Here is a 23,208-nt window from a genome sequence, read left to right on the forward strand (position 1 = left end):
TGCATGGTGTTTTGTTCCCTCAACGCTAATTCGCAACCAAACCAACATCGCCTCGTTTTGAATTGGAGGCTCGTTGTAGATTGGAGGCGGTAGCGATGAAAAAGCTAAGATTAAGCCTCGTTCTGGTGGCTTTGGCTGTCTCTGCCTGCGACAACAAACTGCCACCGACCAAGGCTCCTGGCGCCGAACAAAGCTCCCACGCTGGCAATCCTGTCATGAACGCAGGGACTGTCGATAAGTAAGTGCAATAAGGTTACCGTCGAAACCTCATTGCATTACCGCGATGCATTCCTCAAGGCGCTCAAGGCGGAACTTGGCGTTGCGCAGTTCGTGCCCAGCTTCCTGTCGCTGCTGACGGCCCCGGGACGGAGACGACGCCGTCAGGTTTTTCTCGAGTTCAGCGATGCGCGCACGCACCTGCCGCGCCTCGTCCTAACGCCTTAATCCAGTTTCGCCCGCGCATCCGTCTTCCCGCAAACACCTAACGACCGGTGGCTTCCCATGCCAGAAAGACGCTAACTTCCGGCAAGTGCGGATATTCTAAATTTAATAAATGCTAATCTAGACGAGGGTCGGCGCAACGAAGAAGGCCGGCGCCGCTTGGGAGGAGAAGGCGCCGGCCAAGCGGATAAATCAGGTCCGCCGCACAAGATAGGTTAGCTGAGTCTTGCCGCTGCGTCATCCGGGATCGCGGATTTCGGCCTTTTCCGGGCGTTTTTCCCCGCAAAAGCGCCGACAAGGCTGTCAAACCTCGAGCCGTTGCCTGGCGATGGCGACATGGAAATTCGCGCCGAACACCAGCCCGTCATCATTGAAGTCGTAGCTGGAATTGTGGAGCGGCGCTGAGGCCTCGCCATTGCCGAGGAAGACGAAGCAGCCCGGCACGTGATCGAGGAAGCGAGCGAAATCCTCCGACGCCGTCATTGGATCACGGGCACGCGCGATATTGCCTGGATCGAAGACGTTCCTGGCGGCGACGAAGGCCGCCTCGACCAGTTCGGCATCGTTGCGCAAAGGCACGAATTCCCGGCTGTAATTGACTTCGGCGGCAACGTTGTAGGCGGCAGAGGTACCCTCGGCGATGATGCGCATCTGGCGTTCGATCTCCGCGCTGACCTCGCCGCGAAAACTGCGCGCGTCGCCAAGGATACGGGTAAGACCGGGCAATGCATTGCGGGTGCCGTCAGTGATCAGTTCAGTCACCGAAACCACCGTTATGTCGGCCGGGCTCAGCCGACGCGAGACGATGGTCTGCAGATTGGTGACCAGGGCACAGGCGGCGACCAGCGTCTCGTTGCCCGAATGCGGCCGTGCCGCATGGCCGCCGAGTCCCCTGAGCACGATCTCGAAGTTATCCTCGGCTGACATGATCGGGCCGGCGCGGGTCTCGAAATGCCCGATGGGAAGGCCGGGCATGTTGTGCAGGCCAAAGATCTCGTCAAAAGGGAAGCGCTGCATCAGCCCATCATCAAGCATGGCCAACGCGCCCCTGCCCCACTCCTCGGCCGGCTGGAAGATGAAGCGGACGGTGCCGTCAAAACGCCCCTCGCCGGCCAGCAGCTTTGCCGCGCCAAGCAGCATGGCGGTATGGCCGTCATGACCGCAGGCATGCATCACGCCGGGATTGCCGGAGCGGTAGGGCGCGGTCGATTGCTCCGCTATGCGCAGCGCATCCATGTCGGCCCGCAGCGCAATGGCGCGGTTGCCGGTGCCGCGCTTCAAAGTGCCGACGACACCGGTGCCGCCGACACCTTCAGTGACATCGTCCAGGCCGAATTCACGCAGTTTTGTCGCGACGAAGGCGGCGGTGCGTTTCTCCTCAAAGCCGAATTCTGGGTGCGCGTGCAGGTCGCGCCGCCAAGCGGTCATCTCGCGCTTCAGTGTTTCGCGATCGAGTTCAGCCATCTCTTCAGCCTTCGAGTTCGGCAAGTTCGGCGACCACATCAAGCAGGATGTTGGCGCCGGCAACAAGCTCGGCATCTTCGGTGTGTTCGCTCGGACTGTGGCTGATGCCTCCGGCGCTCGGCACGAAGATCATCGCCGCCGGCGCGATGCGCGCGATCATCTGCGCGTCATGGCCGGCGCCCGAGGTCATGCGCCGCGAGGCAAGCCCGTGCTTCCTCGCTGCAGCCTCGATCAGTTCGACGACGCGACCGTCGAAGATAACCGGCTCGAAGCGCGCCAGTCTTTCGACCGTCACGGTGATGCCCTCGGCGACGAGCTGTTCCAAAAAGGCGGCCAGCGCTGCCTCCTGCGCCTGCAGGCGCTGCTCGTCGGGATCGCGCAGATCGACGGTGAAGACGGCGCGCGACGGAATGACGTTGATGGCGTTCGGCTCCAAACGCATCGTGCCGACCGTGGCAACGGTTGGCGAGTTGGATGCCCCTGCCCGGTCATGGAGGAAGGTGACCACGCGTGCCGCGGCATATCCGGCATCGCGGCGCATCGACATCGGCGTAGTGCCGGCATGGTTGGCGATGCCATCGAGGGTGATGCGCTGCCAGGAAATCCCCTGCAGGGTTTCCACCGCGCCGATCGGGATGCCCTCCCGCTCCAGAACCGGCCCCTGTTCGATATGCAGTTCGACGTAGATGTGCGGCTTGAGAAAACCCGGCTCGCGCTCGCCGGCATAGCCGATGCGGGCGAGTTCCTGCCCGAGGGTGCTGCCGTCGGTGCCGACAGCGGCAAGTGCTGCCTCGACATCGACGCCGCCGGCGTGGACCGACGACCCCATCATGTCGGGAGAGAAGCGCACGCCTTCCTCGTTGGTGAAGGCGGCGACCGCGAGCGGGCGCGATGGCGACCTTCCGGAGGCCTTCAGCGTCTCGATCACTTCCAGCCCGGCAAGCACGCCGTAGCAGCCGTCATAGATGCCGGCGTCGATGACCGTGTCGATGTGCGAGCCGATGAGCACCGGCGCCTTGTCTGCATTGTCAGCGCTTTGCCAGATGCCGAAAATGTTGCCGATGCGGTCGATGGCGACATCGAGCCCGGCCTGGCGCAGCCAGCCGACGAAGAGGTCGCGGCCCTGTCTGTCGGTGTCGGAGGCGGCCAGCCGGGTCAGCCTGCCCTCACTGTTGCGGCCGACAGCACCGAGTTCACGGATGCGGCCAAGCAGGCGCTGTGCGTCGATCGCGATCATGCTGTTGCCCCGGCAGCGCGCTTGCCGGCCAGCACATCGGCCGGGCTCAAGCCGACCAGTTCGGCATAGCGATGCGGGTCGGTGGCGCCTTCGGTGTTGATCACCAGCACGCGGGATTTGCCGTCGAGGCCGAGATCGTTCCTGTTCTCTGCCATTGCCCGGATCAGTCCGGCAAGGCCGACGCCGCCGCTCTCGCCGGCGATGATCAGCGGATCGCCGCCGGCAGGCCGGGCCAGCCGACGCATCACCGCGATGGCGTCGTCCTCGTCCACGGTCATGAAGGCATCGGCGGCGCGCGCCAGCACGCGCCAGGCGACCTGCGAAGCCTCGTAGCATTCAAGCATGGCCATGACCGTCGGCTGGTCGTGCGCTACCTTGACCACGCGCCCTTCCCGGGCAGCCCCGACAACGCAGGCCGCGCGTGACGGCTCGACGACGATGAAGGTTGGCCTGGCGTCGCCAAGCACAATGGCGAGATGGCCGGCCACCGCGGCGGCAATGCCACCGACGCCGGCCTGGACGAAGACATGGGTCGGCGGTTCGCTGAGCTGGCGCAGCGCTTCGCGCACGATCGCCGTATAGCCCTGCATGACGAGGCCGGGAATGCGCTCATAGCCCGGCCACGACGTATCCGACACCACGGTCCAGCCTTTCTCGGCGGCGACCTGCGCGGCTTGCCTGACCGAATCGTCATAATTGCCGTCGACGCGGACCATCTCCGCGCCATAGCGGGCGATCGCGGCGATGCGCTCGTCGCTGACGCCGGCGTGGACAAAGATCACCGCCCTGGCGCCGGCAAGTTCGGCGCCTTGCGCGACAGAGCGGCCGTGATTGCCGTCGGTGGCGCATGCAAAGGTCATCTTTGCCGCGACCGCGCGAACATCGGGGCTGTTGAGATCCTCGACATCGACAGGGCGGCCAAGCCGCTTGCCTGCCTCCTCCAGCACAAGTCGAAAGACAGCATAGGCGCCGCCCAGCGCCTTGAAGCTGCCCAGGCCGAGACGAAAGCCCTCATCCTTGACATGCAGTTGAGCGAGGCCGAGTTCGCTTGCCAGCGCCGGCAGCGCGTGCAGCGGCGTCATCGCGTGATTGTCGCGATGGGCAAGAAAGCGCTCGACCGTGTCGGCCCCGGCGATCCCGAGGGTTTCGGCATCGGCCGCATCAAGCGGCTTGCCGTACAAGGCATTGCGATTGGGCAGGAACACTGGCGATCTCCCTTGTCAGTGAGCGAGACCATATTGCAGGACAGACGCAAAGAGCGCTGTAATTGGCCCTGCGAAATGCAAGTTTGTTTCACCGGGATACCGACATTGCCTCCATCGCCACCCCCACTCGACAGTTTCGATCTCGCCATCCTGGCCATTTTGCAGCGGGACAACACGACGCCGCAGCGGCTGATCGGCGAAGCGGTGAACCTGTCGGCGCCGGCCGTGCAGCGCCGCATCAAGCGCATGGAACAGACCGGCGTCATTTCAAGCAATGTCGCTGTCATCGAACCCGCGGCGGTCGGCCAGCCCATCACCATCTTCGTCGAGGTGGAGCTGGAGAGCGAACGCACAGAACTGATCGACGCGGCCAAACGGCTATTCTCGCAAACGCCTGAAGTGCAGCAATGCTATTATGTCACTGGCGAAGCCGATTTCATCCTCATCATCACCGTGGCCGACATGGGCGCCTATGAGGCGCTGACGCGAAAACTGTTCTTCGACAGCAACAATGTCCGGAAGTTCCGCACCTTCGTGGCCATGGACCGTGTCAAAGTCGGGCTTACGGTGCCGTTGCCGGATTGAGCTCCTGCCGGCAGGCAGGCTCCGGTCCGTCCCGCCATGCTTTTGACATTCTCAGGACGCGAATTGAGCCGGGAGGCGCGCTTGGACGACACCATGACAGTTGCGATCATCGGTGCCGGGCCGGCTGGTCTGGCCGTTGCCGCATGCCTGCGACAGGCCGGCGTCGACTTCATCATCATCGAAAAAGAACGGCAGGCCGCGTCCGCCTGGCGGCGCCATTACGAGCGCGTCCACCTGCACACCACCAAGCGCTATTCGTCCCTGCCTTTCGTGCCCTTCCCCAAGCGCTATCCGCGTTATGTGCCGCGCGCTCTGTTCGTCGACTATCTCGACGGCTATGCGCAACGCTTCGACCTCAAGCCCCGCTTCGGGGAAACGGTGAAAGCGGTCAGCCGGGCTGGTCACGGCTGGCGTTTGGACGCGACCTCCGGCCCGTTGCGCGCCAAACATGTGGTGATCGCGTCAGGCTACAATGCCGAGCCCTTGCGGCCCGGATTTGCAGGCATCGACACCTTCGCAGGCAAGACACTGCACAGCGCCGACTATCGCAATGCCACGCCTTTCGCAGGTCAGTCGGTGCTGGTCATCGGCATGGGCAACACCGGCGCCGAGATCGCGCTCGATCTGGCGGAAAACGGCGCACGACCGACGATTTCCGTGCGCGGCGGCGTTCACATTGTGCCACGCGAACTGTTCGGCGTGCCCATCCAGATGGTCGGCATGGCGACGCGCCTGGGGCCGCAACGCCTCAATGATTTTATCTTCCCGGTCATCCTCGACCTGGTGCTGGGCAGGCTGGAAAAATATGGGCTCAAACGGCCGGGACAGGGGCTGCTGGAACAGATCGCGGTTGCATCGCGCATCCCGGTGATCGACGTGGGCACCATCGGCAAGATCCGCGAAGGCGCCATCAAGGTCGCGCCTGACATCGCCGAAATCTCGGAACGCGGCGTCCGTTTCGCCGACGGCAAACGCAGCGAATTCGACGCGATCATCTTCGCGACCGGTTACCGGCCGGGCTATGCCAGATTTCTCGAGACCGGCATCCAGCCGGACCGCAGCGGCGTTACCCCCAAAGCCTCGGATCTCGGCCTCTACCTCATCGGTTTCCACAATGCGGTCACCGGATTGCTGCGCGAAATCGGCATCGAAGCCCAGGCGATCGCCGACGACATCCGGCACCGGCTGAACAGGAAAAAGGCATCCGAAATCCTGCCAGTATAGTCAGGCCCCAGACGCCCGACACGCCCGCCCAGCTCAATTTGCCTTGCGCAGCCAGACCTTGTTGTCATGGAAGGCAGCGCCGCCATAGGGTGCCGGTGCATCGGCTCCGGTCAGGACGTTGATGCCCTCGCCACGCTCATGCGCGCTGTTGGGCCAGATGCCTTCGGCGATCACCACGCCGCGCTTGATGCCGCCGAAGACTTTCGCGTGCAGCACGAGGTCGCCGCGGCGGTTGCCGACCTCGACACGGTCGCCATCGGCAAGCCCGAGGTCCGCCGCATCGTCGGGATGCAGCAGCAGCACCGGCCTACCTTCCTTTTCCTTCGACACCGGCGTTTCGGCAAAGGTCGAGTTGAGAAAGTTGCGCGCCGGCGAGGTCGTCAGCCGGAACGGATGCGCCTCGTCGGCCACTTCGATCAGGTCGACATGGTCGGGAAACTCAGGCAGCCGTTCCACCGGTCCGAACAGGCCCATGCTCTTCGGCGGCCGGTTGGGAGCCGCCTGGCCGGTCCAGTCGGCGCGGAAGCGGAATTTTCCATCCGCATGGCCAAACCCCTTGATGAAATGCGCGGTCTCGAAATCCGGCTGCAGATCGAGCCATTTTTGCTCTTTCAAGCTGTCGAAGCTGCCCAGCCCGCGCTTGCCGAGAATGATGTCGATATGCTGCTGCTCGGTGAGGCCAAAGCCCGGGCGGTCGGCGACCCCCAGGCGCTCGGCCAGCTGCTCGATGACGAAATGGTTGGTGCGCGGGCCCTCCGGGGGCTCGATCAGCTTGGGGCCGAGCGTGATGTGCTGGTTGCCGCCGCCTTTGTAGACGTCGTCGTGCTCCAGGAACATCGTTGCCGGCAGCACGACATCGGCAAGCTTGGCCGTGTCGGTCATGAACTGCTCGTGCACGCACGTGAACAGGTCGTCGCGCAGAAAACCCTGCTTCACCAGCCGCTGCTCGGGCGCGACATTCACCGGGTTGGTGTTCTGGATCAGCATCGCCGTCACCGGCGGTCCGCCATAGAGCGCGTCGCTGGCGCCAGTCAGCACCGGGCCGATGCGCGAATGGTCGAGATAGCGGATCGAGGGATCGCGCATCCTGGTGCCTTCCAGCACCTCCTGGTTGAGCTTGAAGATGCCGGAATTGGAATGGAAGGCGCCGCCGCCCTCATATAGCCAGCTACCGGTGACCGCGGCGATGCAGGACGCGGCATGCATGTTGACGGCGCCGTTGCGCTGTCGGGCAAAGCCGTAGCCGAGACGGAAATAGGTTTTCTTGGTCGTGCCGACGAGGCGGGCGAAGGCTTCGATTTCAGCGACGCCAAGGCCGGTAATCGCGGCGGCCCATTCCGGCGTGCGCGTCTTTAGATGCGCTTCCAGACCGGCCGGATCGTCGGTGTATTTCGAGAGATAGACGCGGTCGGCTAGGCCTTCCCTGAACAGCACATGCATGACCGCGCAAGCCAGCGCGCCGTCGGTGCCGGGCTTCAGGACCAGACCCATGTCGGCCTGCTTCATGGTCGCGTTTTCATAGACGTCGATGACGACGATCCTGGCGCCGCGCTCCTTGCGCGCCTTGATGGCATGGGTCATGACATTGACCTGGGTGACCACGGCATTGGTGCCCCAGATCACCACGCAGTCTGATTTCGCCATCTCGCGTGGATCGGGCCCACGCAAGGCGCCGGCCCCCATCATCCAGCCGGTCCAGGCAAGATTGGTGCAGATCGAGCCGAAGAAGCCGGAATACTTCTTCGCGTGACGCAGCCGGTCGATGCCATCGCGCTGCACCAGGCCCATCGTCCCGGCATAGTAATAGGGCCAGACCGTCTCCGAGCCGTATTTTGCCTCGGCCGCGATGAACTTTTCGGCGACGAGGTCGAGTGCCGCCTCCCAGCTCGCTTCCTTCCAGGCGCCATCGCCTTTGGCGCCGGCGCGGATCAGCGGCTTCAGCAGCCGGTCGGGATGGTGGACGCGGTCGGCATAGCGCGCAACCTTGGCGCAGACGACACCGGCCGTATAGCTGTTGGACTTGGCGCCATGAACGCGGCCGATGCGGTTGCCGTCGAGCAGTTCGACCTCGAGCGCGCAGGTCGACGGGCAATCATGCGGACAGGCCGAATGGCCGATGCGAAGCTTGGCGTGCTGGTTCATGGGGGCAAGTTAGCTGGTTCCGAACGTGGCGTGTAGGGCCAGATTTGCCCATAAACTGCCTTTCGGGGATGCCTTTTCCACCCGATGGGTGGCGGCGCATTGCAAGCTCCGCACGTGGCGCCGGACATGGGCTGCCTGCTTCGATCCATAGTTCCATCGACATCGATGGCCTCCGGTATCGATTACAACCCAACGGCAATCTCCTGGATAAAATCCAGGAATGCCCTGACCTTGGCCGGTGGCAGATGGCGTGATGGGTGGTAGGCGTAGAGGGGATAGAGCTCTTCCGACCACTCCGGCAGGATCGGCACGAGGTCTCCCCGTGCCAGGAACGGCGCCAGGCCGATGGCGAGGCTTTGGAAAATGCCTTGACCCGCGACGCAGGCCGTTACCGCAACGGAAGGATCATCCAGCACCAGACGGCTTGGGATCTTGACCTCGACGATCTCCCCGCCTCGGTGAAACTCCCATGGAAAAGGAAGGCCGGTCTGGGGATCGCGGAAGAGAAGCGCCTCGTGATGGACGAGGTCGTGCGGCGATCGCGGCTCGCCGTGCCGTTCGAGATAGGCCGGCGCCGCAACCGTCAGAATCGGGGCTTCCAGGAGCTTGCGCACGATAAGGGACGATGCGTCGGGCGGCCCGAAGCGTATCGCCACGTCCACGCCGCTCATCATCTCCTCGCGATAGTTGCTGGTCAATAAGTCCAGCACGAGCAGCGGATAACGGGCGAGGAACCGCTGCAGCCCGCCTGCGAGCACCGTGCGTGCGAACCATGGGTCCACCGATACGCGCAACCGTCCGCGCACCACTGCCGCCGCGCCCGCGGCCTCGGCCGCCGCCTCGTCCAGGCCTGCGAGCAGCGGCATCACCTGCGCATGAAAGCGCCGGCCTTCCTCGGTCAGGCTGACCTCGCGTGGATTGCGATCGAAGAGCCGCACGCCGACCCGGGCCTCCAGACGCGCGACGGCGCGGCTCACCCCTGATGGCGTCAGGCCGAGCATCTCCGCGGCGCGGGCGAAGTTCCCGGCCTCCGTGACCGCTGCCAGGACCCCAACGCCGGTGAGAAGCCGCGTGTCGAAGACCATTGGATCTCCCTTCGCTTACACCTCGATGACGAAGATCGGTGATTTCCGATCATCATAACACTGATCTTAATGCGCGTGAATCACTGGATGGCGAGACTTACAAGCATGGCGTCACCGGAAAGGAGTTAGCCATGAACCACCTCACACGCAGAACGATGCTTCAGCGCGGCGGAATGCTGGGAGCCATCCTAGCTCTCGATGCGGTCAGCCCCGCTCTGGCCAAGACAACGCCAGCCGGTTCGTCGGTGCGGTTCAAGGCAATCGACGCCGCCTTGCGTGAAGGCGTTTCGAAGAACGACGTGGCCGGCGTCATCGCCGTCGCGGCGACGCCGAAAGGCATGATCTATGAGGGTGCCTTCGGCAAGGCGAACACTGCAACGGGGGCGCCGATGACGCTCGACACGGTGTTCTGGCTGCTGTCGATGACCAAGGCTTTCACGGCTACGGCCTGCATGCAGCTGATCGAGCAGGGCCGCCTCAATCTGGACGACGACGCGGCGAAATATCTGCCTGAGCTGGCCTCGCCGCAGGTTCTTGACGGCTTTGCCGAGGATGGAACGCCGCGACTGAGGCCGGCCAAGCGCGCGATCAAAGTGCGCCATCTGCTGACGCATACGTCCGGCTACACCTACTCGATCTGGAGCGAGGCTCTGACCCGCTACGAGAAGGTGACGGGCATGCCCGACATCGCGGCCTGCAAGAACGCTGCCTTCACCGCCCCGCTCGAATTCGAACCCGGCGAACGGTGGGAATACGGCATCAGCATGGACTGGATTGGCAAGCTCGTCGAAGCGGTGTCCGATCAGTCGCTCGAAATCTACTTCCGCGAGAACATCTTCGCGCCGCTCGGCATGAAGGATTCAGGCTTCCTGATCGGCACCAAGCAGAAGCAGCGCGTCGCCACCTTACACAACCGCGGGGCCGATGGCAGGCTGGAGCCGGCGCCCTTCGAGATGCCGCAACGGCCGGAGTTCTTCATGGGCGGCGGCGGTGCCTTCTCGACACCGCGGGACTATTTGGCCTTCCTGAAGGCACTGCTGAATGGCGGCGCGCTGCACGGCGCGCGAATCCTGCGTCCGGAGACGGTCGCCATGATGATGCAGAACCAGATCGGCGAGCTGAACGTCCAGAAGATGCGCTCGGCGCAGCCGTCCTATTCCCGCAGCTTCGACCAGTTCCCGCAACAGCCGCATAAATGGGGGCTGTCCTTCGACATCAACACGCAGCCGGGACCGAATGGGCGCTCCGCGGGCAGCATCTCCTGGGCAGGTCTGCTCAACTGCTACTTCTGGCTCGACCCGGTGAAGCACGTTACCGGCGCGCTCTTCACCCAGGTCTTGCCCTTCTACGACGAGCGGGTCGTCGCGCTCTACGGCGCGTTCGAGCGCGGTCTCTATGCCGGCTTCGCTTGAGCCCCTGGCGATCGACATCAACCTTTTGGAGAACCACCATGTATGCAATCACCGGAGTAACCGGCAAGGTCGGCGGCGCGCTTGCGCGCAGCCTTCTCGCCGAGGGATTGCCTGTCCGCGCCGTCCTGCGCGACGCGGCCAAGGCGGCGGAGTGGAGACGTCGCGGCTGTGACGTCGCCCTGGCCGAGATGGATGATGCGGCAAGCCTGGCCTCGGCCTTCAGGGATGCCGCGGGCGTCTTCGTCCTGCCTCCCTCCGAGTTCGATCCGGAGCCCGGCTTTCCCGAGGCTATGCGCGTCATCTCGGCCGTGACCGCTGCCTTGGCCGAGGCGCGTCCCGGCAAGGTGGTCTGCCTGTCGACCATCGGCGCGGACGCGCCGCACGAGAACCTGCTGACCCAGCGCACACTGATGGAACAGGCGCTGGACGGGATCGGGCTTCCGGTCACCTTCCTGAGGCCCGGCTGGTTCTTGGAGAATGCCCTCTGGGATATTCCCTCGGCGCGCGACGAAGGCGTGCTGCGCAGCTTCCTGCAGCCGACCGACAGGCCGTTGCCGATGGTCGCGACGCAAGATGTCGGCCGCCTGGCCGCCGTGCTGCTCCAGGAGAATTGGATGGGGACGCGGGTCGTCGAACTGGAGGGCCCTGTCCGCGTCTCGCCCAACGATCTCGCCCTCGCCTTCGCCACGGTGCTGGAGCGCCCGGTCAAGGTCGAGACGGTGCCGCGCGAGAGCTGGGAGCAGATCTTCCGTTCCCAGGGTACGCAAAATCCGTTGCCGCGGATCCGGATGCTTGACGGCTTCAACGAGGGCTGGATCGAGTTCAGCGACCAAGGCCGGTCGGCGATCAAAGGGACAACGACGCTCGATAGCGTTGTCGCCAACCTCGTCGCGGCGAGCCGGGCAGCCACCTGACACGATCACGATTTGCCGCATGGACTTGCGAACCAGCCACCCGCGCGAAGCGGTGGCGGTCGCCCGTGCCCTGCCGCCGCCACAGCTTCGAAAGGAAAACATCATGGAATCGATCATCACGCACGGCATTGCGATTCCGCGCCTTGGTTTCGGCACGTTCCGCATGCCGGGCGACGACGCCCAGCCGGTCATCGAGAGCGCCATTGCGCTCGGCTACCGGCATATCGACACCGCGGCGATGTACGAGAACGAAGCCGCCGTCGGCGCCGCCATAGCAGCGTCAGGCGTGAACCGGAACGAGCTCTTCGTTACGACGAAGGTATGGCACGACCAGCTTGCGCCGGCTGCGTTGCGCCGGGCCTTTGACGCCAGCCTGGGCAAGCTTCGGCTCGACCATGTCGATCTTTACATGATCCACTGGCCGTCCAAAGACCTGGACATCAAGGCGACGCTGGGGGCGTTGATGTCGCTGCAGGAGCAAGGCCTCACGCGTGCGATCGGCGTGTGCAACTTCAACATGCCGATGATGCGCCGCACCGTGGAGGAGATAGGCGCGCCGATCGCGAGCGTCCAGCTCGAATACCACCCATTCCTGTCCCAGGACCGGATGCTGTCCTACCTGCGGGGCAAAGGCATCCCCTTGACGGCCTACGCGCCGCTCGCCCAGGGCCGGGCCGCCAGTGACGCAACGCTCGCCGGCCTCGGGCGCAAGCATGGCTGCAGCGCCGCGCAGATGGCCATCGCCTGGCTTCTGGACCAGGAGGGCGTCATCGTGATCCCGAAAGCCGCCCACCCCGAAAGCCAGAAGTCCAATCTCGATGCGCTCGGCATCCAGCTCGACGATGAGGATCGCGCGACGATCGCTGCTCTCCCGAAGGACCAGCGCTTCGTTCGGCCACCCTTTGCGCCCGATTGGGATGCCGCTGCATGAAATTGCGGCATGGGCTGGCGCTGTGATCGGTCCCAATCGCGGTTTTGCGACAAAGTCGGCCGCCCTACTCCGCCGTGCCTTCCTCATATTCGGCCGACATGGTCAGCCATTTCTCCTCGTGCCCGGCGAGTGTCTGGGCAAGCTGTGAGCGTTCCTTGGCCAGGCGTGTCGCGGTCGAGGGATCCTTTTCGTAGATCGCCGGATTGGCCAGTTCGTCCTCGATGCCGTCGATGCGTTTGCGGATGCGGTCCATCAGCGCTTCGGTGGCGCGAATTTCCTTGGCCAGTGGCTCGAAGGCGGCACGGCGCGCGGCGGCGTCGCGGCGGCGGTCGGCTTTTGACGCCTTGTCCGCCTCGCGCTTGCCGCGGCGATCGCCGGACACGCCGGTGACCAGCGTCTTGTAGTCCTCCAAATCGCCATCATACGGGTTGACCGCGCCATCCTTGACCAGCCACAGCCGGTCGGCGGTCGCCTCAAGCAAATGGCGGTCGTGCGAAATCAGGATCACGGCGCCGGGAAATTCGTTGAGCGCATGGATCAGCGATTCACGGCTGTCGATGTCGAGATGGTTGGTCGGCTCGTCGAGGATGAACAGGTTCGGCCCCTCGAAGGCCGACAGGCCCATCAACAGACGCGCCTTCTCGCCGCCGGACAGGTCCTTGGCAGGCGTGTTCATCTTTTCGGTCGTCAGACCAAACTGGGCGACGCGGCCGCGCACCTTCGATTCCGGCGCTTCCGGCATCAGCCGGCGCACATGCTCATAGGCGTTTTCTTCCGGACGGAGATCGTCGAGCTGGTGCTGGGCGAAGATCGCCACCTTCAGCCCGGGCGCCACCGTCATGGTGCCGCTCTCCTGCTTCAGCCGCCCAGACAGAAGCTTGGCGAAGGTCGACTTGCCGTTGCCGTTGGCGCCGAGCAGCGCGATGCGGTCGTCGGCGTCGATGCGCAGCGTCATCTTCTTCAGGATCGGCTGGCCCTCTGTGTAGCCGACATTGACGTTGTTCAGCGCCACGATCGGCGAGGCAACCGTCTTCACCGGTTCGGGGAAGGAGAACGGCCGCACCGAATCGTTCACGATGGCCGCGATCGGCTTCATCTTTTCCAGTGCCTTGATGCGCGACTGCGCCTGTCTGGCCTTGGACGCCTTCGCGCGAAAACGCTCGACGAAGGACTCCATGTGCTTGCGGGCAGCTTCCTGTTTGACGCGGCCCTTTTCCTGCAATTCCTTCTGCTCGGTATACTGGCGCTCGAACTGGTCGTAACCACCGCGCCAGAAGGTCAGCTTCTTCAGGTCGAGGTGCACGATCGAGTTCACGGCACGGTTGAGCAGGTCGCGATCGTGCGAAATCAGCAGAACTGTGTGCGGATACTTCGACACGTAGTTTTCCAGCCACAACGTGCCTTCGAGATCGAGATAATTTGTCGGCTCGTCGAGCAGCAGGAGGTCGGGCTCGGAAAACAGCACGGCAGCGAGCGCCACGCGCATGCGCCAGCCGCCGGAGAAGGACGAGGCCGGACGGCGCTGCGCGGCATCGTCGAAGCCGAGGCCGGCCAGGATGGTGGCCGCGCGGGACTCAGCCGAATGCGCGTCAATGTCGGCAAGCCGCATGTGGATGTCGGCGATGCGGTGCGGATCGGTGGCGGTCTTTTCCTCCTCGAGCAGCGCCGTACGTTCGAGGTCGGCCTTGAGCACGATCTCGATCAGCGGCTCCTCGGTTCCCGGCGCTTCCTGCGCCACCTGGCCGATCCGCGTGTTCTTCGGCAGGCTGATCGAGCCGGTCTCGGAGGGAAAATCTCCGGTGATGGCCTTGAACAGCGTCGTCTTGCCGGTGCCGTTGCGACCGACAAGACCGGCCTTGGTGCCAGCCGGCAAGGTCAACGAGGCGTGGTCGAGAAGCAGGCGCCCGGCCATGCGGAGCGAAAGGTCATTGATGATCAGCATGGCCGCGCTTTTGCACCGGACATCAGCGCTTCGCAAGACCTTGCGGGCCAGTTGGCCGCACAAGGCTGAAGACGGGCGGGAGCGATGGTCCGAATTGGTAGCCCTGTCCGCGAAAATTCGCGCCTATCCTCGACCACCGCCGGAGCAGTCCGAACAGGCCTGATCGTGAAACGCGACGACGCTCATCGCCGGAGATCCTTGATGACCTTACGGTCAACAAAATCAGAGGGATAGGTGATCGCAGCGCGTCCAATTCGGGCCAAGAGCCGACAATAATTGACTCTTTGGAATTTTTCGATCTTTTCTTGCAAAAATCTACCCGCGATTGAGTTAGCCCCGCTTTGAATTGCAACAATTACTGCCTTCTTCCTGCACGCAAAGGCTCGAGGTGAAGTCTATCAGCACGCCCGTCCGCGCTGGGGTGGTCAATATTGAACAGACGGCCGGCCGGTGCGCATCCTAGGCTTCGCAGGCTGACGAAACCCGACTGCCCCCAGCCACAGTTGGTTGCGACAGCAGGAGCCCCGGCCGGGGATTTTCAGCACGGCAGAGGAAACAGCCCTGCATCACAGAAACGGGAGGGCCGCCAAAACTCCCATCAGGACCCGGATAAACCAAGGCGGCGGAGATTCGAGGATGCCCACGCTTCCCTTGGCGCTCAAGATTGCAGATGTCGTTTCCGATGCCGGGCGGCGTCGGCGCAGGCTGGACATAGCAGCCATTGCCAGCCTGTTGCTCGACGCTCATCCCGAGGCCGGACACAGCCTGACAGAAATTGCCGACACTTTGCGTGAGGAAGTTGCATCCCAGGGACCCTTGGCACAAGGAACTGTGTCTCGTTAGCGTCGCGATCGCGGTCCGCTTACCGCTCACCCCGGATCATCGACGTCAAACCGCTTCGCAAGCGGCTTCCCAACCATTCCGAACACTGCGACAGGCATGCCTTGCCTGACGAGAGCTCCGGCCAGGGACTCATCAAGGCGCCAGAGGATCGGGGGAGGAAGACACGAATAACGCCGGCCGCATCTGGATAGCCTTCGCAGCGAGCCGCGTCTGGTCAATATTGACCGGTCCCGCGAGATGTTGGATTCTGTTCCATCGAGGCTGAAGCCTCGCCCGCATCATGATGTCAGTGGATGAGGTCATTGATGGAAGGAAAGTCAGATCAGCCGTTCGATCCAAAGGTTTTCTGGCGAAAGCCGATCTTGGGCGCACGATTACACGTTATGGCCCAACCAGAAAATATTCTCGCAAGGCGATGTCGCAGCTTCGGTCTTCTACATCAATGAGGGCCAGGTAAAGATCAGTGTCCTGTCCGAACAGGGAAAGGAAGCTGTCGTCGCAATAATGGGGACCAACGATTTCTTCGGTGAAGGTTGCATGGCCGGCCAGACCCGGCGCATGGCAACGGCAGTTGCGATGACGGATTGCGAGATCATGCAGATAGACAAGAAGGCGATCATGCGCGTCATTCACAACGAGCCGGCATTTTCGGAAATGTTCATCGCCCACCTTCTGACACGAACCATCCGCGTCGAAGAGGATCTGGTCGATCAGCTTTTCAATTCGAGCGAAAAGCGCCTGGCACGGGCACTTCTCCTGCTGGCAAATTTCGGCAAGGAAGGAAAGCCTGAACCCATTCTCGGCAAGGTCAACCAGGAGACGCTAGCCGAAATGATTGGCACAACGCGGCCGAGAGTCAGCTACTTCATGAACAAGTTCCGTGACCTCGGATTCATCGAGTACAATGGGAAACTCGTGGTGCACAGTTCGTTGCTGAACGTGGTTCTGCACGATCAGCCGCAGATAAGGCGGTAACCCGGAAGGCAGAGCCGCATTCCGGGTTCCATTGGGTGTCGCGTCCTGGCCGGGTGGCCTCGCGCTCAGCCAGCTGCCTTGCGCTTCGCTCCCTTTGCCACGGCGGCCGGCGCTGCTGCCGGTTTGCGGCCAAGCCCTGTCGACTTTGCCAGCGCCGAACGGGTCGCCGAGTAATTCGGAGCGACCATCGGATAATCCGGCGGCAGGCTCCATTTGGCCCGATAGTCGTCCGGGCTCAAACCATAGTCTGTCCTGAGGTGTCGCTTGAGCGACTTGAACTTCTTTCCGTCCTCCAGGCAGATGATGTAGTCGGGAAACACCGACTTTTTCGGATTTACAGCCGGAACAAGGCTCGGGCTTTCCACCACGGCCGCACCAGCCAGCTTTCGAACCGATGCGCTCACGCTGGCAATCAGGTCAGGCAGGCCGGAAGCCGGAAGCGGATTGTTGCCTACATAGGCCGAGACAATATCGGCCGTTAGCTCGATAACGGTCTTATCCTCGATATTTGACAATTCTTTCACCCTATTTGCGACAAAGTCATCCACCCCAGCGAAGACTTTTGTCGATGTATCTCTTTAACCGCGTCCCCCAACGGGCCGCCAAGCTCCAAAACGAATCAAGACTTGACGTTAACTATTTTTATTGGAAATCGACGTCATGCAAATTAGAAAATCTAATACTTGGACGCGGCAGACTTGGTTGTCCGGCCATCAGCCAGTATCTCAAGAATACGCTTCCAGCGGGCACAGCGCCCGAAATCCTTCTGCTCAATCGCCTTTTCGGCCTTCATTGCAGCATAAAGCGGTGCTTCGGCCCCAAATTCCTTGATGAGCCAATGCGCTTCTTGCCTGGCGAGACGTTCATTGTCATCAAACATAGTCTTGCGCCTCCGACCGTTCCAGACCGACCGCGATACAACTGCCGATGACGAGGACGGCGCCGGCAATGGCGGTCGTCGTCAGCCGTTCACCGGACAGGGTCAGCAGCAGCGTCGACGCGATCGGCGTGAGATAAGCGACGACCGCGACCTTGCCGCTGCCTTCGAGCTTCAAGGCGCGCGACCAGAAATAGTAGCCCAGCCCCATCGGGCCAGCGCCGAGATAGAGCCCAAGCGCCAGATCCACCCCGGTCGGCCAAGCGACGCCTTCGCGAGCTGACCATAAAAGCGTCAAGGCGACGCCGATCAGCGACGAGGGCAGCAACAGTCGCTCCGGCGACGTACCGAGCCGTCCCACCGTCACTGAATAGAACGCCATGCACAATGCGGATCCAAATGCGGCGAAATAGCCGACGAGGTCGCCCTGGAACCAGGTGCGATCACGCCCTCCCGAAATCACCAGGGCGACGCCGACGAACCCAAGGGCCGCGGCAAGGCCCAGCAAAGCCGGACGCCGCGGATTTTCGAAGGCGATCACTGCCGCTGCAACCATCAGGGGCCAAGTGTAGGCGACGAGATTGGCTTCGATCACCGGCATCGAGGCGAAGGCGATGTATTGCAGCACCATGGTACCGACCAGACCGATGAGGCCGACAACGAACGCTGCGAACGCGCCGCTGGGCGCCACCGGCGGGGCGCCCTCCCGGCTCGTGAACCGGATCAGGGCGAAGACCAGTGCAGCTCCCGCAAATTGCAGGAACTGCACCTGCGATACCGGATGGGTCGCCAGCAGGGATTTGCCGACCAAGGCATTGGTCGACCACAAAGCCACCGCGCCGGCGGCAAAGACCAGCGCGGATTTGGCTACCATGATTCCCTGGCTCCACCCGGAACCCGTGCTTCGGCAGCCGGGGCGGGCGTGGGATGCTCCGCCTCGAACCGGCGATAGGCCGGCAGTTGGTTGGTCCAAACGTCTTCAGCCAGCTCGTTGACCCATTCGCGGTCGTGATCATTGTCGGCGGCAAGATAGAACATTCTGTTGTCGTCGACATAGGGCTTGGCCACCGAGCGCTGGTTGAGCACCAGGGTGACGCGGTCGCCATACTGGATCGGTGCCGTGCGATGCAGGACGCCAAGGAACTGCCCGAGCGTCGCGTAATTCATCTTGTGATCGATACGCATGATGCGGTTGCGCGGAATCTCGCGGCCGGATTCGAGGATGGCGCGGCCGGTTTCGGAATCGTCGCAATAGATTTCGAGATGGCCGCCGACCAGCGGATCGCTGATCGACAGCGGAATGAGCTCGGTAACCGGAACGCCATCGCAATGCCATTCGACGGCACCGTCCCTTGGATTCATGAAGGTGACAGTCGAACCGACGATCGACAGCGGATAGGGCTCCAGCTTCGTGCCCATCATGTCCGACAGCCGCTCCAGGCGCAGCTTGTCGTGCAGCAACTCCTTGATTTCGGGGATGAAACGGTCGGCACCCGTGATGAAGGTCAGATCGAGGTGCTTGTGCACGGCATGGCTGGCCTTGAGCTTCAAAGCGGCCTCCTCGATCGCTGCAAGCAGGGCCGGATCATAGCCATGCAGATACTGCGCAACGCCGAAACTCGATATTTTCCAAGCGGTTTCATGGCCGATAATGGCCTCACGGCTCATCGCGTAGCGCAGTTCGGGTATGGTATGTGCGTTCATTGTACTTCTCCAAGTGGGGGGCAAACACTTGGTTAACAGTCGATTAAATTAGCCCCCCCTGTAAAATTAGGAATGCTGGTGCTACTGTAAGCCCAGCTTAAGGTCGAAGCCCGTGCGTCTGCTCAGTCAGGTCAACCTCAATTCGCTGAAAATCGTGGAGAGTGCTGCGCGCCACGGCAATTTCACGCGAGCCGGCGAAGAGCAATTCATCACCGCTTCGGCGGTCAGCCAGCGCGTCAAGAGCCTTGAGGATCAACTGCGCTTCAAGATCTTCCAGCGCGGCGGCAATGCGGTGTCGCTGACGCCGGAAGGCGAGACCTATGTCTCCCGCGTTCGCGAAGCGCTGGAGCGGATCGTCGCCGCCAGTATGGAGGCGACCGGGCAATCGCAGGAGCATGTGCTGAAGATATCCGTGCTGCCGACCTTTGCCGCGCGCTGGCTGTTTCCACGCCTGCCGCAATTCCAGCGGCAATATCCCGATATCGTGATGCGGGTTTCGACCTCCTACGCGACGCATGAGTTCACAAGCTCCGATTTCGACCTCGAAATCCGCTACGGCGACGGCCAGTTCAACGGGCTGCCATCCGATCTGCTGTTTCGGGAAGACCTCACGCCAGTGTGCAGCCGCAAGCTGTTCCATGAGGTTCTCGGCCACAAGCCGGTGTCAAAGGTGACACCGGACGACCTCAAGCACTTCACGCTGCTGCATTCCGACACCTGCACCCAGAACTGGCAATCCTGGCTTGGTTTCGCCGGCGCCAGCTTCGTGCTCAGCGAAACCAAAAGCATCTATTTCGACTCGTGCATGATGTCTTACGAGGCGGCCAATGCTGGAATGGGCTTTGCCGTGGCCAACCGTGCCTATATGGCCAGCGACATCCGCGCCGAAAGGCTGGTCGCGCCTTTTGCCGTACACCACCCAAACACAGCCGGCTGGTATTTCGTCTCCCCCAACAAGAGCCTTGCCGCACGCAAGGTGCTGCTGTTCAAGCAATGGGTGATGGCGGAAGCGGCTCTCACGCAACGCCAGTTGGATAGCGAAGCCCACGACCTAGCTGCCGAAGCTGTCTGAAATTCGGAATCAGCCCCCAATTGCCCCCGATGCCCGCCGGTCAGAAAATTGAGGACCAACGGTTGATGGACGTCCAATCCATGCAACCCGCCCTGGCCGGCAAAATTGTTGAACTCAAGCCGCTTCAGCCTGGGCATTCGCAGGGCCTTCTGCTTGCAGCCTCGGACGGTGAGCTGTGGAACTTGACGGCCACCGTGGTTCCCGGGCCAGCCACGATCGATGACTATGTCGCCTGCGCCCTGGCCGGGCGAAGGGCCGGGACCGTCATGCCCTATACAATCATCCTGCGCGGCACCGGAGCGATCTGTGGGAGCACGCGGTTCTGGAAGATCGACCGCGTGAACAGAAAATTGGAGATTGGGCACACGTGGCTCAGCGCTTCGGTTCAGCGATCAGGGGTCAACACCGAAGAAAAGTACCTTCTCCTGGCCCATGCCTTCGAGGCCATGGCGTGTGTGCGGGTGCAGTTCACCACCGATGAACTCAATGACGCATCGAGAGCGGCCATTCTGCGGATAGGGGCAAAGCAGGAAGGGATCGTTCGCAATGAGCGGATCATGCCGGACGGCCGGAAACGCAATTCCGTGCGGTTCAGCATCATCGATTCAGAATGGCCTGACGTGAAGGCCATGCGTCTGCAGAAGATGCGGCGATAGTCAGCGCAGGCCGCTCGGTTTAGAACGAAACAATCTGGATCAGGCGAAAGCCCTGCCCTCTTCGGTGCGCTGGAAATGCGCCAGATCGAGCGGCACCGAAGGTCGGCCGAGAACCGTAAGGATCATATGCGCCTGGCCGCGATGATGGGTCTGGTGGTTGAAGACATGCGCCAGCGCGGGCGCCAGACGCTGCGAGACGGTGCGCATGTCCGACACCGTCATATAGGTGAAGCGGCCCGACAGCGCCTTGTCGCCCAAGCCGCCGAGCCAGTCGATGATCCGCCGGTCCTCCGCCTCGCGCGCCATCCTTAAATTGGGCAAGGCCCGGTGCAGGATGGCATCCAGCGCTGTCGGCGCATCGCCTTCGCCGGTGAAGCGCTTCATCCAGATGCGATCGGCGGCGAGCAAATGGTTGAGCGTGCCCATCAGCGAGCCGAAGAAGGCGCCGACATCGCGATTGAATTCCTCCTCATCGAGATCGGCGGCGGCATCGTAGATGCGGCCATTGGCCCATTGATTGTACGCAGCAAACATCATGAAGTGCTGTTTCATCTTTTCTCCCGCCGCCCCGTTTTCGGGATGTCGCGAGCGATACCTAGACCGCAAAGGGACCCGCGCCAATGACCATTCTGCTTTATGATCTCGTCGGGCGTGATGAGAGCCGTCCGTTCAGCCCGCATTGCTGGAAGGCGACGATGGCGCTGGCTCACAAGGGGCTCGACATCTCAACCGCGCCGACGCGTTTTCTCGAGGTCCCTACCATTGAGGGCGGTGCTTCGAAAACCGTTCCGGTGATCCGCGACGGCGACAAGGTCGTCATCGATTCCTTCGCCATCGCGCTCTATCTCGACGAGGCCTACCCGGACCGGCCGACGCTGTTTGGCGGCGAAGGCGGCAAAGCGATGGCGCGCTTCATCGAGCGCTGGTCGCAATTGACCATCCACCCCTATGTCACCACTGCTGCGATCGTCGATCTCCACACCATGCAGGACGAGGAGAACGCCACCTATTTCCGCCAGAGCCGGGAGCAGCGCCTGGGCAAGCGGCTGGAAGACGTCGTCGCGGCCCGCGACGCCGGGCTGGCGGCGTTTCGGGCGTCGCTCGAGCCACTGCGCTCGATGCTGAGCTACCAGCCCTTCATTGGCGGCGCCGCACCGCTGTTTGCGGACTATATCGTCTTCGGCGCGCTGCAATGGGCGCGCATCGCTACGCCCTATCAGCTGCTCGAAAACAGCGACGTCGTGGCGCAATGGTTCGCCCGCTGCCTCGACCTGCATGGCGGGCTTGGACGAAAGGTCGCCGCGGCGGCCTAACACCCGCAAAACGCCTGCCCTGCCCGCAAGGCAGCTTGGGCGCCGTCAATCCGTGGCGAAAATCAGCGGCAGAATAGCGGGCCTTACTTGGCCGCCTTCTTTGGCTTGCTGGTCTTCGGCTTGCTGGCTTTCGCGGCAGCTTTTTCTTCCTTGGGGGCGGCTTTCGCCTTGCCAGCGGCAGATGCCTTCTTGGCCGGCTTCTTCCCCGCGTCCTCACGATCGATGTCGGCTGCCGCCTGGTGCCAATGGCGTTCGTGGTGACCAGCCGGTTGCCCCTCTTCCTGCCAGATCTGATGTGCGCGATTGCGAATGCGCTCCTGACGATCGTCTGCCATGGTCATGTTGTCTCCATTCGGGCCGACTTCAGCGCGGCGCCGACACGTGACTATAGCAAGCAAAGCGTTGCTGTGCAGCCATCTGATCTCGTCTCCCGGCTCGCCTTGTCGACACCAGCCTTGCATAGAAACACGCACTGTTCCGGCCCTTCGCTATCGCTCCCTGCCCTTCGGGCGTTCAAACCCTTTGAAAGGTCCACTGGACCTTTCAATCCGCCCGAAGGCGGACCGGGCTTTCACCGTTCGTTACTCGGAAAGCCAAGCAATTGGCTTTCCGTCCGCTTTGCGGACCGCTCCTCACCCCTTGCTCTGGCTCCGGACGGCTTGTATAGAGCCCGCCACTCTCAATTCCATTCTCAGACAAGGACGACCCATGGCGCTCGAACGCACCTTTTCCATGATCAAGCCGGACGCGACCCGGCGCAACCTCACCGGCGCCATCACCAAGATGCTCGAAGACGCCGGCCTGCGCGTCATCGCATCGCGCCGCGTGTGGATGAGCCGCCGTGAGGCCGAAGGCTTCTACGCCGTCCACAAGGACCGTCCGTTCTTCGGCGAGCTGGTCGAGTTCATGTCGTCGGCGCCGACGATCGTCCAGGTGCTGGAAGGCGAGAACGCCATTGCCAAGAACCGCGAAGTGATGGGCGCCACCAACCCGGCCAACGCCGCCGAAGGCACCATCCGCAAGGTGCATGCGCTGTCGATCGGCGAGAATTCGGTGCACGGTTCCGACGCGCCGGAAACCGCCGCGCAGGAGATCAAGTACTGGTTCTCGGACACCGAGATCGTCGGCTGAGCCGATATCATCAAGTCTGAATTGGAAAAGGCCGGCGTTTCGCCGGCCTTTTTCT

General features: G+C 62.6%; 24 protein-coding genes. 12 read left to right on the forward strand and 12 right to left on the reverse strand.

What is annotated here, in order from left to right; translation table 11 throughout:
• Positions 1 to 270 precede the first annotated feature (270 nt).
• Complete coding sequence (locus AC04SF_RS22215; protein ID WP_488479534.1) at positions 271 to 444, forward strand: hypothetical protein; 174 nt, start codon at positions 271 to 273, stop codon at positions 442 to 444.
• Positions 445 to 744: 300 nt separating this feature from the next.
• Here the strand turns inward: AC04SF_RS22215 and AC04SF_RS22220 are convergent, their stop codons facing one another.
• Genes AC04SF_RS22220 through AC04SF_RS22230 form a run of 3 tightly spaced genes read right to left on the reverse strand, consistent with a single transcriptional unit; the run spans position 745 to position 4,347 of the window.
• Positions 745 to 1,905: a M20 aminoacylase family protein gene (locus AC04SF_RS22220; protein WP_488479535.1), complete on the reverse strand. Its 1,161-nt coding sequence runs from the start codon at positions 1,903 to 1,905 to the stop codon at positions 745 to 747.
• Between the two features lie 4 nt (positions 1,906 to 1,909).
• Positions 1,910 to 3,142 (reverse strand): allantoate amidohydrolase, encoded by a 1,233-nt coding sequence (locus tag AC04SF_RS22225; protein WP_488479536.1) that lies wholly within the window; start codon positions 3,140 to 3,142, stop codon positions 1,910 to 1,912.
• A complete protein-coding gene (locus AC04SF_RS22230) occupies positions 3,139 to 4,347 on the reverse strand; it encodes a diaminopropionate ammonia-lyase (RefSeq protein WP_488479537.1) in 1,209 nt (402 codons plus the stop codon). The genes AC04SF_RS22225 and AC04SF_RS22230 overlap by 4 nt, the downstream gene beginning before the upstream one ends.
• A 105-nt stretch (positions 4,348 to 4,452) precedes the next feature.
• Here AC04SF_RS22230 and AC04SF_RS22235 point away from each other — a divergent pair, with 105 nt between their 5' ends.
• The gene (locus AC04SF_RS22235; protein ID WP_488479538.1) at positions 4,453 to 4,932 is read left to right on the forward strand and encodes an Lrp/AsnC family transcriptional regulator; all 480 of its coding nucleotides are present in this window, start codon (positions 4,453 to 4,455) and stop codon (positions 4,930 to 4,932) included.
• Between the two features lie 36 nt (positions 4,933 to 4,968).
• Positions 4,969 to 6,156, forward strand: coding sequence for a flavin-containing monooxygenase (locus AC04SF_RS22240; protein ID WP_488479539.1), 1,188 nt, complete (start codon positions 4,969 to 4,971; stop codon positions 6,154 to 6,156).
• 33 nt (positions 6,157 to 6,189) lie between these two features.
• On the opposite strand, the gene AC04SF_RS22245 is transcribed toward AC04SF_RS22240, so the two are convergent.
• Together AC04SF_RS22245 and AC04SF_RS22250 are read right to left on the reverse strand one after the other, a co-directional pair.
• On the reverse strand, positions 6,190 to 8,298 hold the full coding sequence (locus AC04SF_RS22245) for a molybdopterin-containing oxidoreductase family protein (RefSeq protein ID WP_488479540.1): 2,109 nt from the start codon (positions 8,296 to 8,298) through the stop codon (positions 6,190 to 6,192).
• 182 nt (positions 8,299 to 8,480) lie between these two features.
• Positions 8,481 to 9,383, reverse strand: coding sequence for a LysR family transcriptional regulator (locus AC04SF_RS22250; protein WP_202350701.1), 903 nt, complete (start codon positions 9,381 to 9,383; stop codon positions 8,481 to 8,483).
• A gap of 131 nt (positions 9,384 to 9,514) precedes the next feature.
• Here AC04SF_RS22250 and AC04SF_RS22255 point away from each other — a divergent pair, with 131 nt between their 5' ends.
• The 3 genes from AC04SF_RS22255 to AC04SF_RS22265 all read left to right on the forward strand — a co-directional run bounded on the left by AC04SF_RS22255 (position 9,515) and on the right by AC04SF_RS22265 (position 12,640).
• On the forward strand, positions 9,515 to 10,795 hold the full coding sequence (locus AC04SF_RS22255; RefSeq protein WP_488479541.1) for a serine hydrolase domain-containing protein: 1,281 nt from the start codon (positions 9,515 to 9,517) through the stop codon (positions 10,793 to 10,795).
• A 38-nt stretch (positions 10,796 to 10,833) separates the two neighbouring features.
• The gene (locus AC04SF_RS22260) at positions 10,834 to 11,709 is read left to right on the forward strand and encodes an NmrA family NAD(P)-binding protein (RefSeq protein WP_488479542.1); all 876 of its coding nucleotides are present in this window, start codon (positions 10,834 to 10,836) and stop codon (positions 11,707 to 11,709) included.
• A gap of 103 nt (positions 11,710 to 11,812) precedes the next feature.
• On the forward strand, positions 11,813 to 12,640 hold the full coding sequence (locus AC04SF_RS22265; protein WP_488479543.1) for an aldo/keto reductase: 828 nt from the start codon (positions 11,813 to 11,815) through the stop codon (positions 12,638 to 12,640).
• Between the two features lie 64 nt (positions 12,641 to 12,704).
• Here AC04SF_RS22265 and AC04SF_RS22270 read toward each other — a convergent pair whose 3' ends face one another.
• On the reverse strand, positions 12,705 to 14,582 hold the full coding sequence (locus AC04SF_RS22270) for an ABC-F family ATP-binding cassette domain-containing protein (protein WP_488479544.1): 1,878 nt from the start codon (positions 14,580 to 14,582) through the stop codon (positions 12,705 to 12,707).
• A 636-nt stretch (positions 14,583 to 15,218) separates the two neighbouring features.
• On the opposite strand from AC04SF_RS22270, the gene AC04SF_RS22275 reads away from it, so the two are divergent.
• Positions 15,219 to 15,425, forward strand: a complete 207-nt coding sequence (locus AC04SF_RS22275) for a hypothetical protein (protein ID WP_488479545.1) — start codon at positions 15,219 to 15,221, stop codon at positions 15,423 to 15,425.
• Positions 15,426 to 15,863: 438 nt separating this feature from the next.
• Complete coding sequence (locus AC04SF_RS22280; RefSeq protein ID WP_488479734.1) at positions 15,864 to 16,400, forward strand: Crp/Fnr family transcriptional regulator; 537 nt, start codon at positions 15,864 to 15,866, stop codon at positions 16,398 to 16,400.
• A 65-nt stretch (positions 16,401 to 16,465) separates the two neighbouring features.
• On the opposite strand, the gene AC04SF_RS22285 is transcribed toward AC04SF_RS22280, so the two are convergent.
• The 4 genes from AC04SF_RS22285 to AC04SF_RS22300 all read right to left on the reverse strand — a co-directional run bounded on the left by AC04SF_RS22285 (position 16,466) and on the right by AC04SF_RS22300 (position 18,981).
• Entirely contained in the window at positions 16,466 to 16,915 is a 450-nt protein-coding gene (locus tag AC04SF_RS22285) for a Ros/MucR family transcriptional regulator (protein ID WP_096459093.1), read from the reverse strand.
• Between the two features lie 161 nt (positions 16,916 to 17,076).
• On the reverse strand, positions 17,077 to 17,280 hold the full coding sequence (locus AC04SF_RS22290) for a hypothetical protein (RefSeq protein WP_095202476.1): 204 nt from the start codon (positions 17,278 to 17,280) through the stop codon (positions 17,077 to 17,079).
• Positions 17,273 to 18,151 (reverse strand): DMT family transporter, encoded by an 879-nt coding sequence (locus AC04SF_RS22295; protein ID WP_488479546.1) that lies wholly within the window; start codon positions 18,149 to 18,151, stop codon positions 17,273 to 17,275. The genes AC04SF_RS22290 and AC04SF_RS22295 overlap by 8 nt, the downstream gene beginning before the upstream one ends.
• Positions 18,145 to 18,981 (reverse strand): hypothetical protein, encoded by an 837-nt coding sequence (locus AC04SF_RS22300; protein ID WP_488479547.1) that lies wholly within the window; start codon positions 18,979 to 18,981, stop codon positions 18,145 to 18,147. Before AC04SF_RS22300 ends, AC04SF_RS22295 begins: the two co-directional genes overlap by 7 nt.
• A 112-nt stretch (positions 18,982 to 19,093) precedes the next feature.
• On the opposite strand from AC04SF_RS22300, the gene AC04SF_RS22305 reads away from it, so the two are divergent.
• Together AC04SF_RS22305 and AC04SF_RS22310 are read left to right on the forward strand one after the other, a co-directional pair.
• Positions 19,094 to 20,053: a LysR substrate-binding domain-containing protein gene (locus tag AC04SF_RS22305; protein ID WP_488479548.1), complete on the forward strand. Its 960-nt coding sequence runs from the start codon at positions 19,094 to 19,096 to the stop codon at positions 20,051 to 20,053.
• Between the two features lie 65 nt (positions 20,054 to 20,118).
• Positions 20,119 to 20,709, forward strand: coding sequence for a GNAT family N-acetyltransferase (locus AC04SF_RS22310; protein ID WP_488479549.1), 591 nt, complete (start codon positions 20,119 to 20,121; stop codon positions 20,707 to 20,709).
• Between the two features lie 39 nt (positions 20,710 to 20,748).
• Here AC04SF_RS22310 and AC04SF_RS22315 read toward each other — a convergent pair whose 3' ends face one another.
• Complete coding sequence (locus AC04SF_RS22315; protein WP_095202479.1) at positions 20,749 to 21,261, reverse strand: DinB family protein; 513 nt, start codon at positions 21,259 to 21,261, stop codon at positions 20,749 to 20,751.
• 68 nt (positions 21,262 to 21,329) lie between these two features.
• Between AC04SF_RS22315 and AC04SF_RS22320 the strand changes: the two genes are divergently transcribed.
• Complete coding sequence (locus tag AC04SF_RS22320) at positions 21,330 to 22,022, forward strand: glutathione S-transferase family protein (RefSeq protein WP_488479550.1); 693 nt, start codon at positions 21,330 to 21,332, stop codon at positions 22,020 to 22,022.
• A gap of 83 nt (positions 22,023 to 22,105) precedes the next feature.
• Here AC04SF_RS22320 and AC04SF_RS22325 read toward each other — a convergent pair whose 3' ends face one another.
• Positions 22,106 to 22,363, reverse strand: a complete 258-nt coding sequence (locus tag AC04SF_RS22325; protein WP_096456543.1) for a DUF2934 domain-containing protein — start codon at positions 22,361 to 22,363, stop codon at positions 22,106 to 22,108.
• A 367-nt stretch (positions 22,364 to 22,730) separates the two neighbouring features.
• Between AC04SF_RS22325 and ndk the strand changes: the two genes are divergently transcribed.
• A complete protein-coding gene (gene ndk / locus AC04SF_RS22330; RefSeq protein ID WP_008875017.1) occupies positions 22,731 to 23,153 on the forward strand; it encodes a nucleoside-diphosphate kinase in 423 nt (140 codons plus the stop codon).
• Positions 23,154 to 23,208: the final 55 nt, after the last annotated feature.

Source organism: Mesorhizobium sp. CNPSo 4671 (assembly GCF_057784245.1).

What these genes read in the sequence shown, in the direction of transcription:
- AC04SF_RS22260 (WP_488479542.1), top strand. Translation starts at nt 10,834, where the DNA reads ATGTATGCAATCACCGGAGTAACCGGCAAGGTCGGCGGCGCGCTTGCG.
- AC04SF_RS22320 (WP_488479550.1), top strand. Translation starts at nt 21,330, where the DNA reads ATGACCATTCTGCTTTATGATCTCGTCGGGCGTGATGAGAGCCGTCCG.
- ndk (WP_008875017.1), top strand. Translation starts at nt 22,731, where the DNA reads ATGGCGCTCGAACGCACCTTTTCCATGATCAAGCCGGACGCGACCCGG.
- AC04SF_RS22290 (WP_095202476.1), bottom strand. Translation starts at nt 17,280, where the DNA reads ATGTTTGATGACAATGAACGTCTCGCCAGGCAAGAAGCGCATTGGCTC.
- AC04SF_RS22325 (WP_096456543.1), bottom strand. Translation starts at nt 22,363, where the DNA reads ATGACCATGGCAGACGATCGTCAGGAGCGCATTCGCAATCGCGCACAT.
- AC04SF_RS22310 (WP_488479549.1), top strand. Translation starts at nt 20,119, where the DNA reads ATGGACGTCCAATCCATGCAACCCGCCCTGGCCGGCAAAATTGTTGAA.
- AC04SF_RS22220 (WP_488479535.1), bottom strand. Translation starts at nt 1,905, where the DNA reads ATGGCTGAACTCGATCGCGAAACACTGAAGCGCGAGATGACCGCTTGG.
- AC04SF_RS22275 (WP_488479545.1), top strand. Translation starts at nt 15,219, where the DNA reads ATGCCCACGCTTCCCTTGGCGCTCAAGATTGCAGATGTCGTTTCCGAT.
- AC04SF_RS22255 (WP_488479541.1), top strand. Translation starts at nt 9,515, where the DNA reads ATGAACCACCTCACACGCAGAACGATGCTTCAGCGCGGCGGAATGCTG.
- AC04SF_RS22270 (WP_488479544.1), bottom strand. Translation starts at nt 14,582, where the DNA reads ATGCTGATCATCAATGACCTTTCGCTCCGCATGGCCGGGCGCCTGCTT.
- AC04SF_RS22240 (WP_488479539.1), top strand. Translation starts at nt 4,969, where the DNA reads ATGCTTTTGACATTCTCAGGACGCGAATTGAGCCGGGAGGCGCGCTTG.
- AC04SF_RS22245 (WP_488479540.1), bottom strand. Translation starts at nt 8,298, where the DNA reads ATGAACCAGCACGCCAAGCTTCGCATCGGCCATTCGGCCTGTCCGCAT.
- AC04SF_RS22300 (WP_488479547.1), bottom strand. Translation starts at nt 18,981, where the DNA reads ATGAACGCACATACCATACCCGAACTGCGCTACGCGATGAGCCGTGAG.
- AC04SF_RS22250 (WP_202350701.1), bottom strand. Translation starts at nt 9,383, where the DNA reads ATGGTCTTCGACACGCGGCTTCTCACCGGCGTTGGGGTCCTGGCAGCG.
- AC04SF_RS22265 (WP_488479543.1), top strand. Translation starts at nt 11,813, where the DNA reads ATGGAATCGATCATCACGCACGGCATTGCGATTCCGCGCCTTGGTTTC.
- AC04SF_RS22295 (WP_488479546.1), bottom strand. Translation starts at nt 18,151, where the DNA reads ATGGTAGCCAAATCCGCGCTGGTCTTTGCCGCCGGCGCGGTGGCTTTG.
- AC04SF_RS22225 (WP_488479536.1), bottom strand. Translation starts at nt 3,142, where the DNA reads ATGATCGCGATCGACGCACAGCGCCTGCTTGGCCGCATCCGTGAACTC.
- AC04SF_RS22315 (WP_095202479.1), bottom strand. Translation starts at nt 21,261, where the DNA reads ATGAAACAGCACTTCATGATGTTTGCTGCGTACAATCAATGGGCCAAT.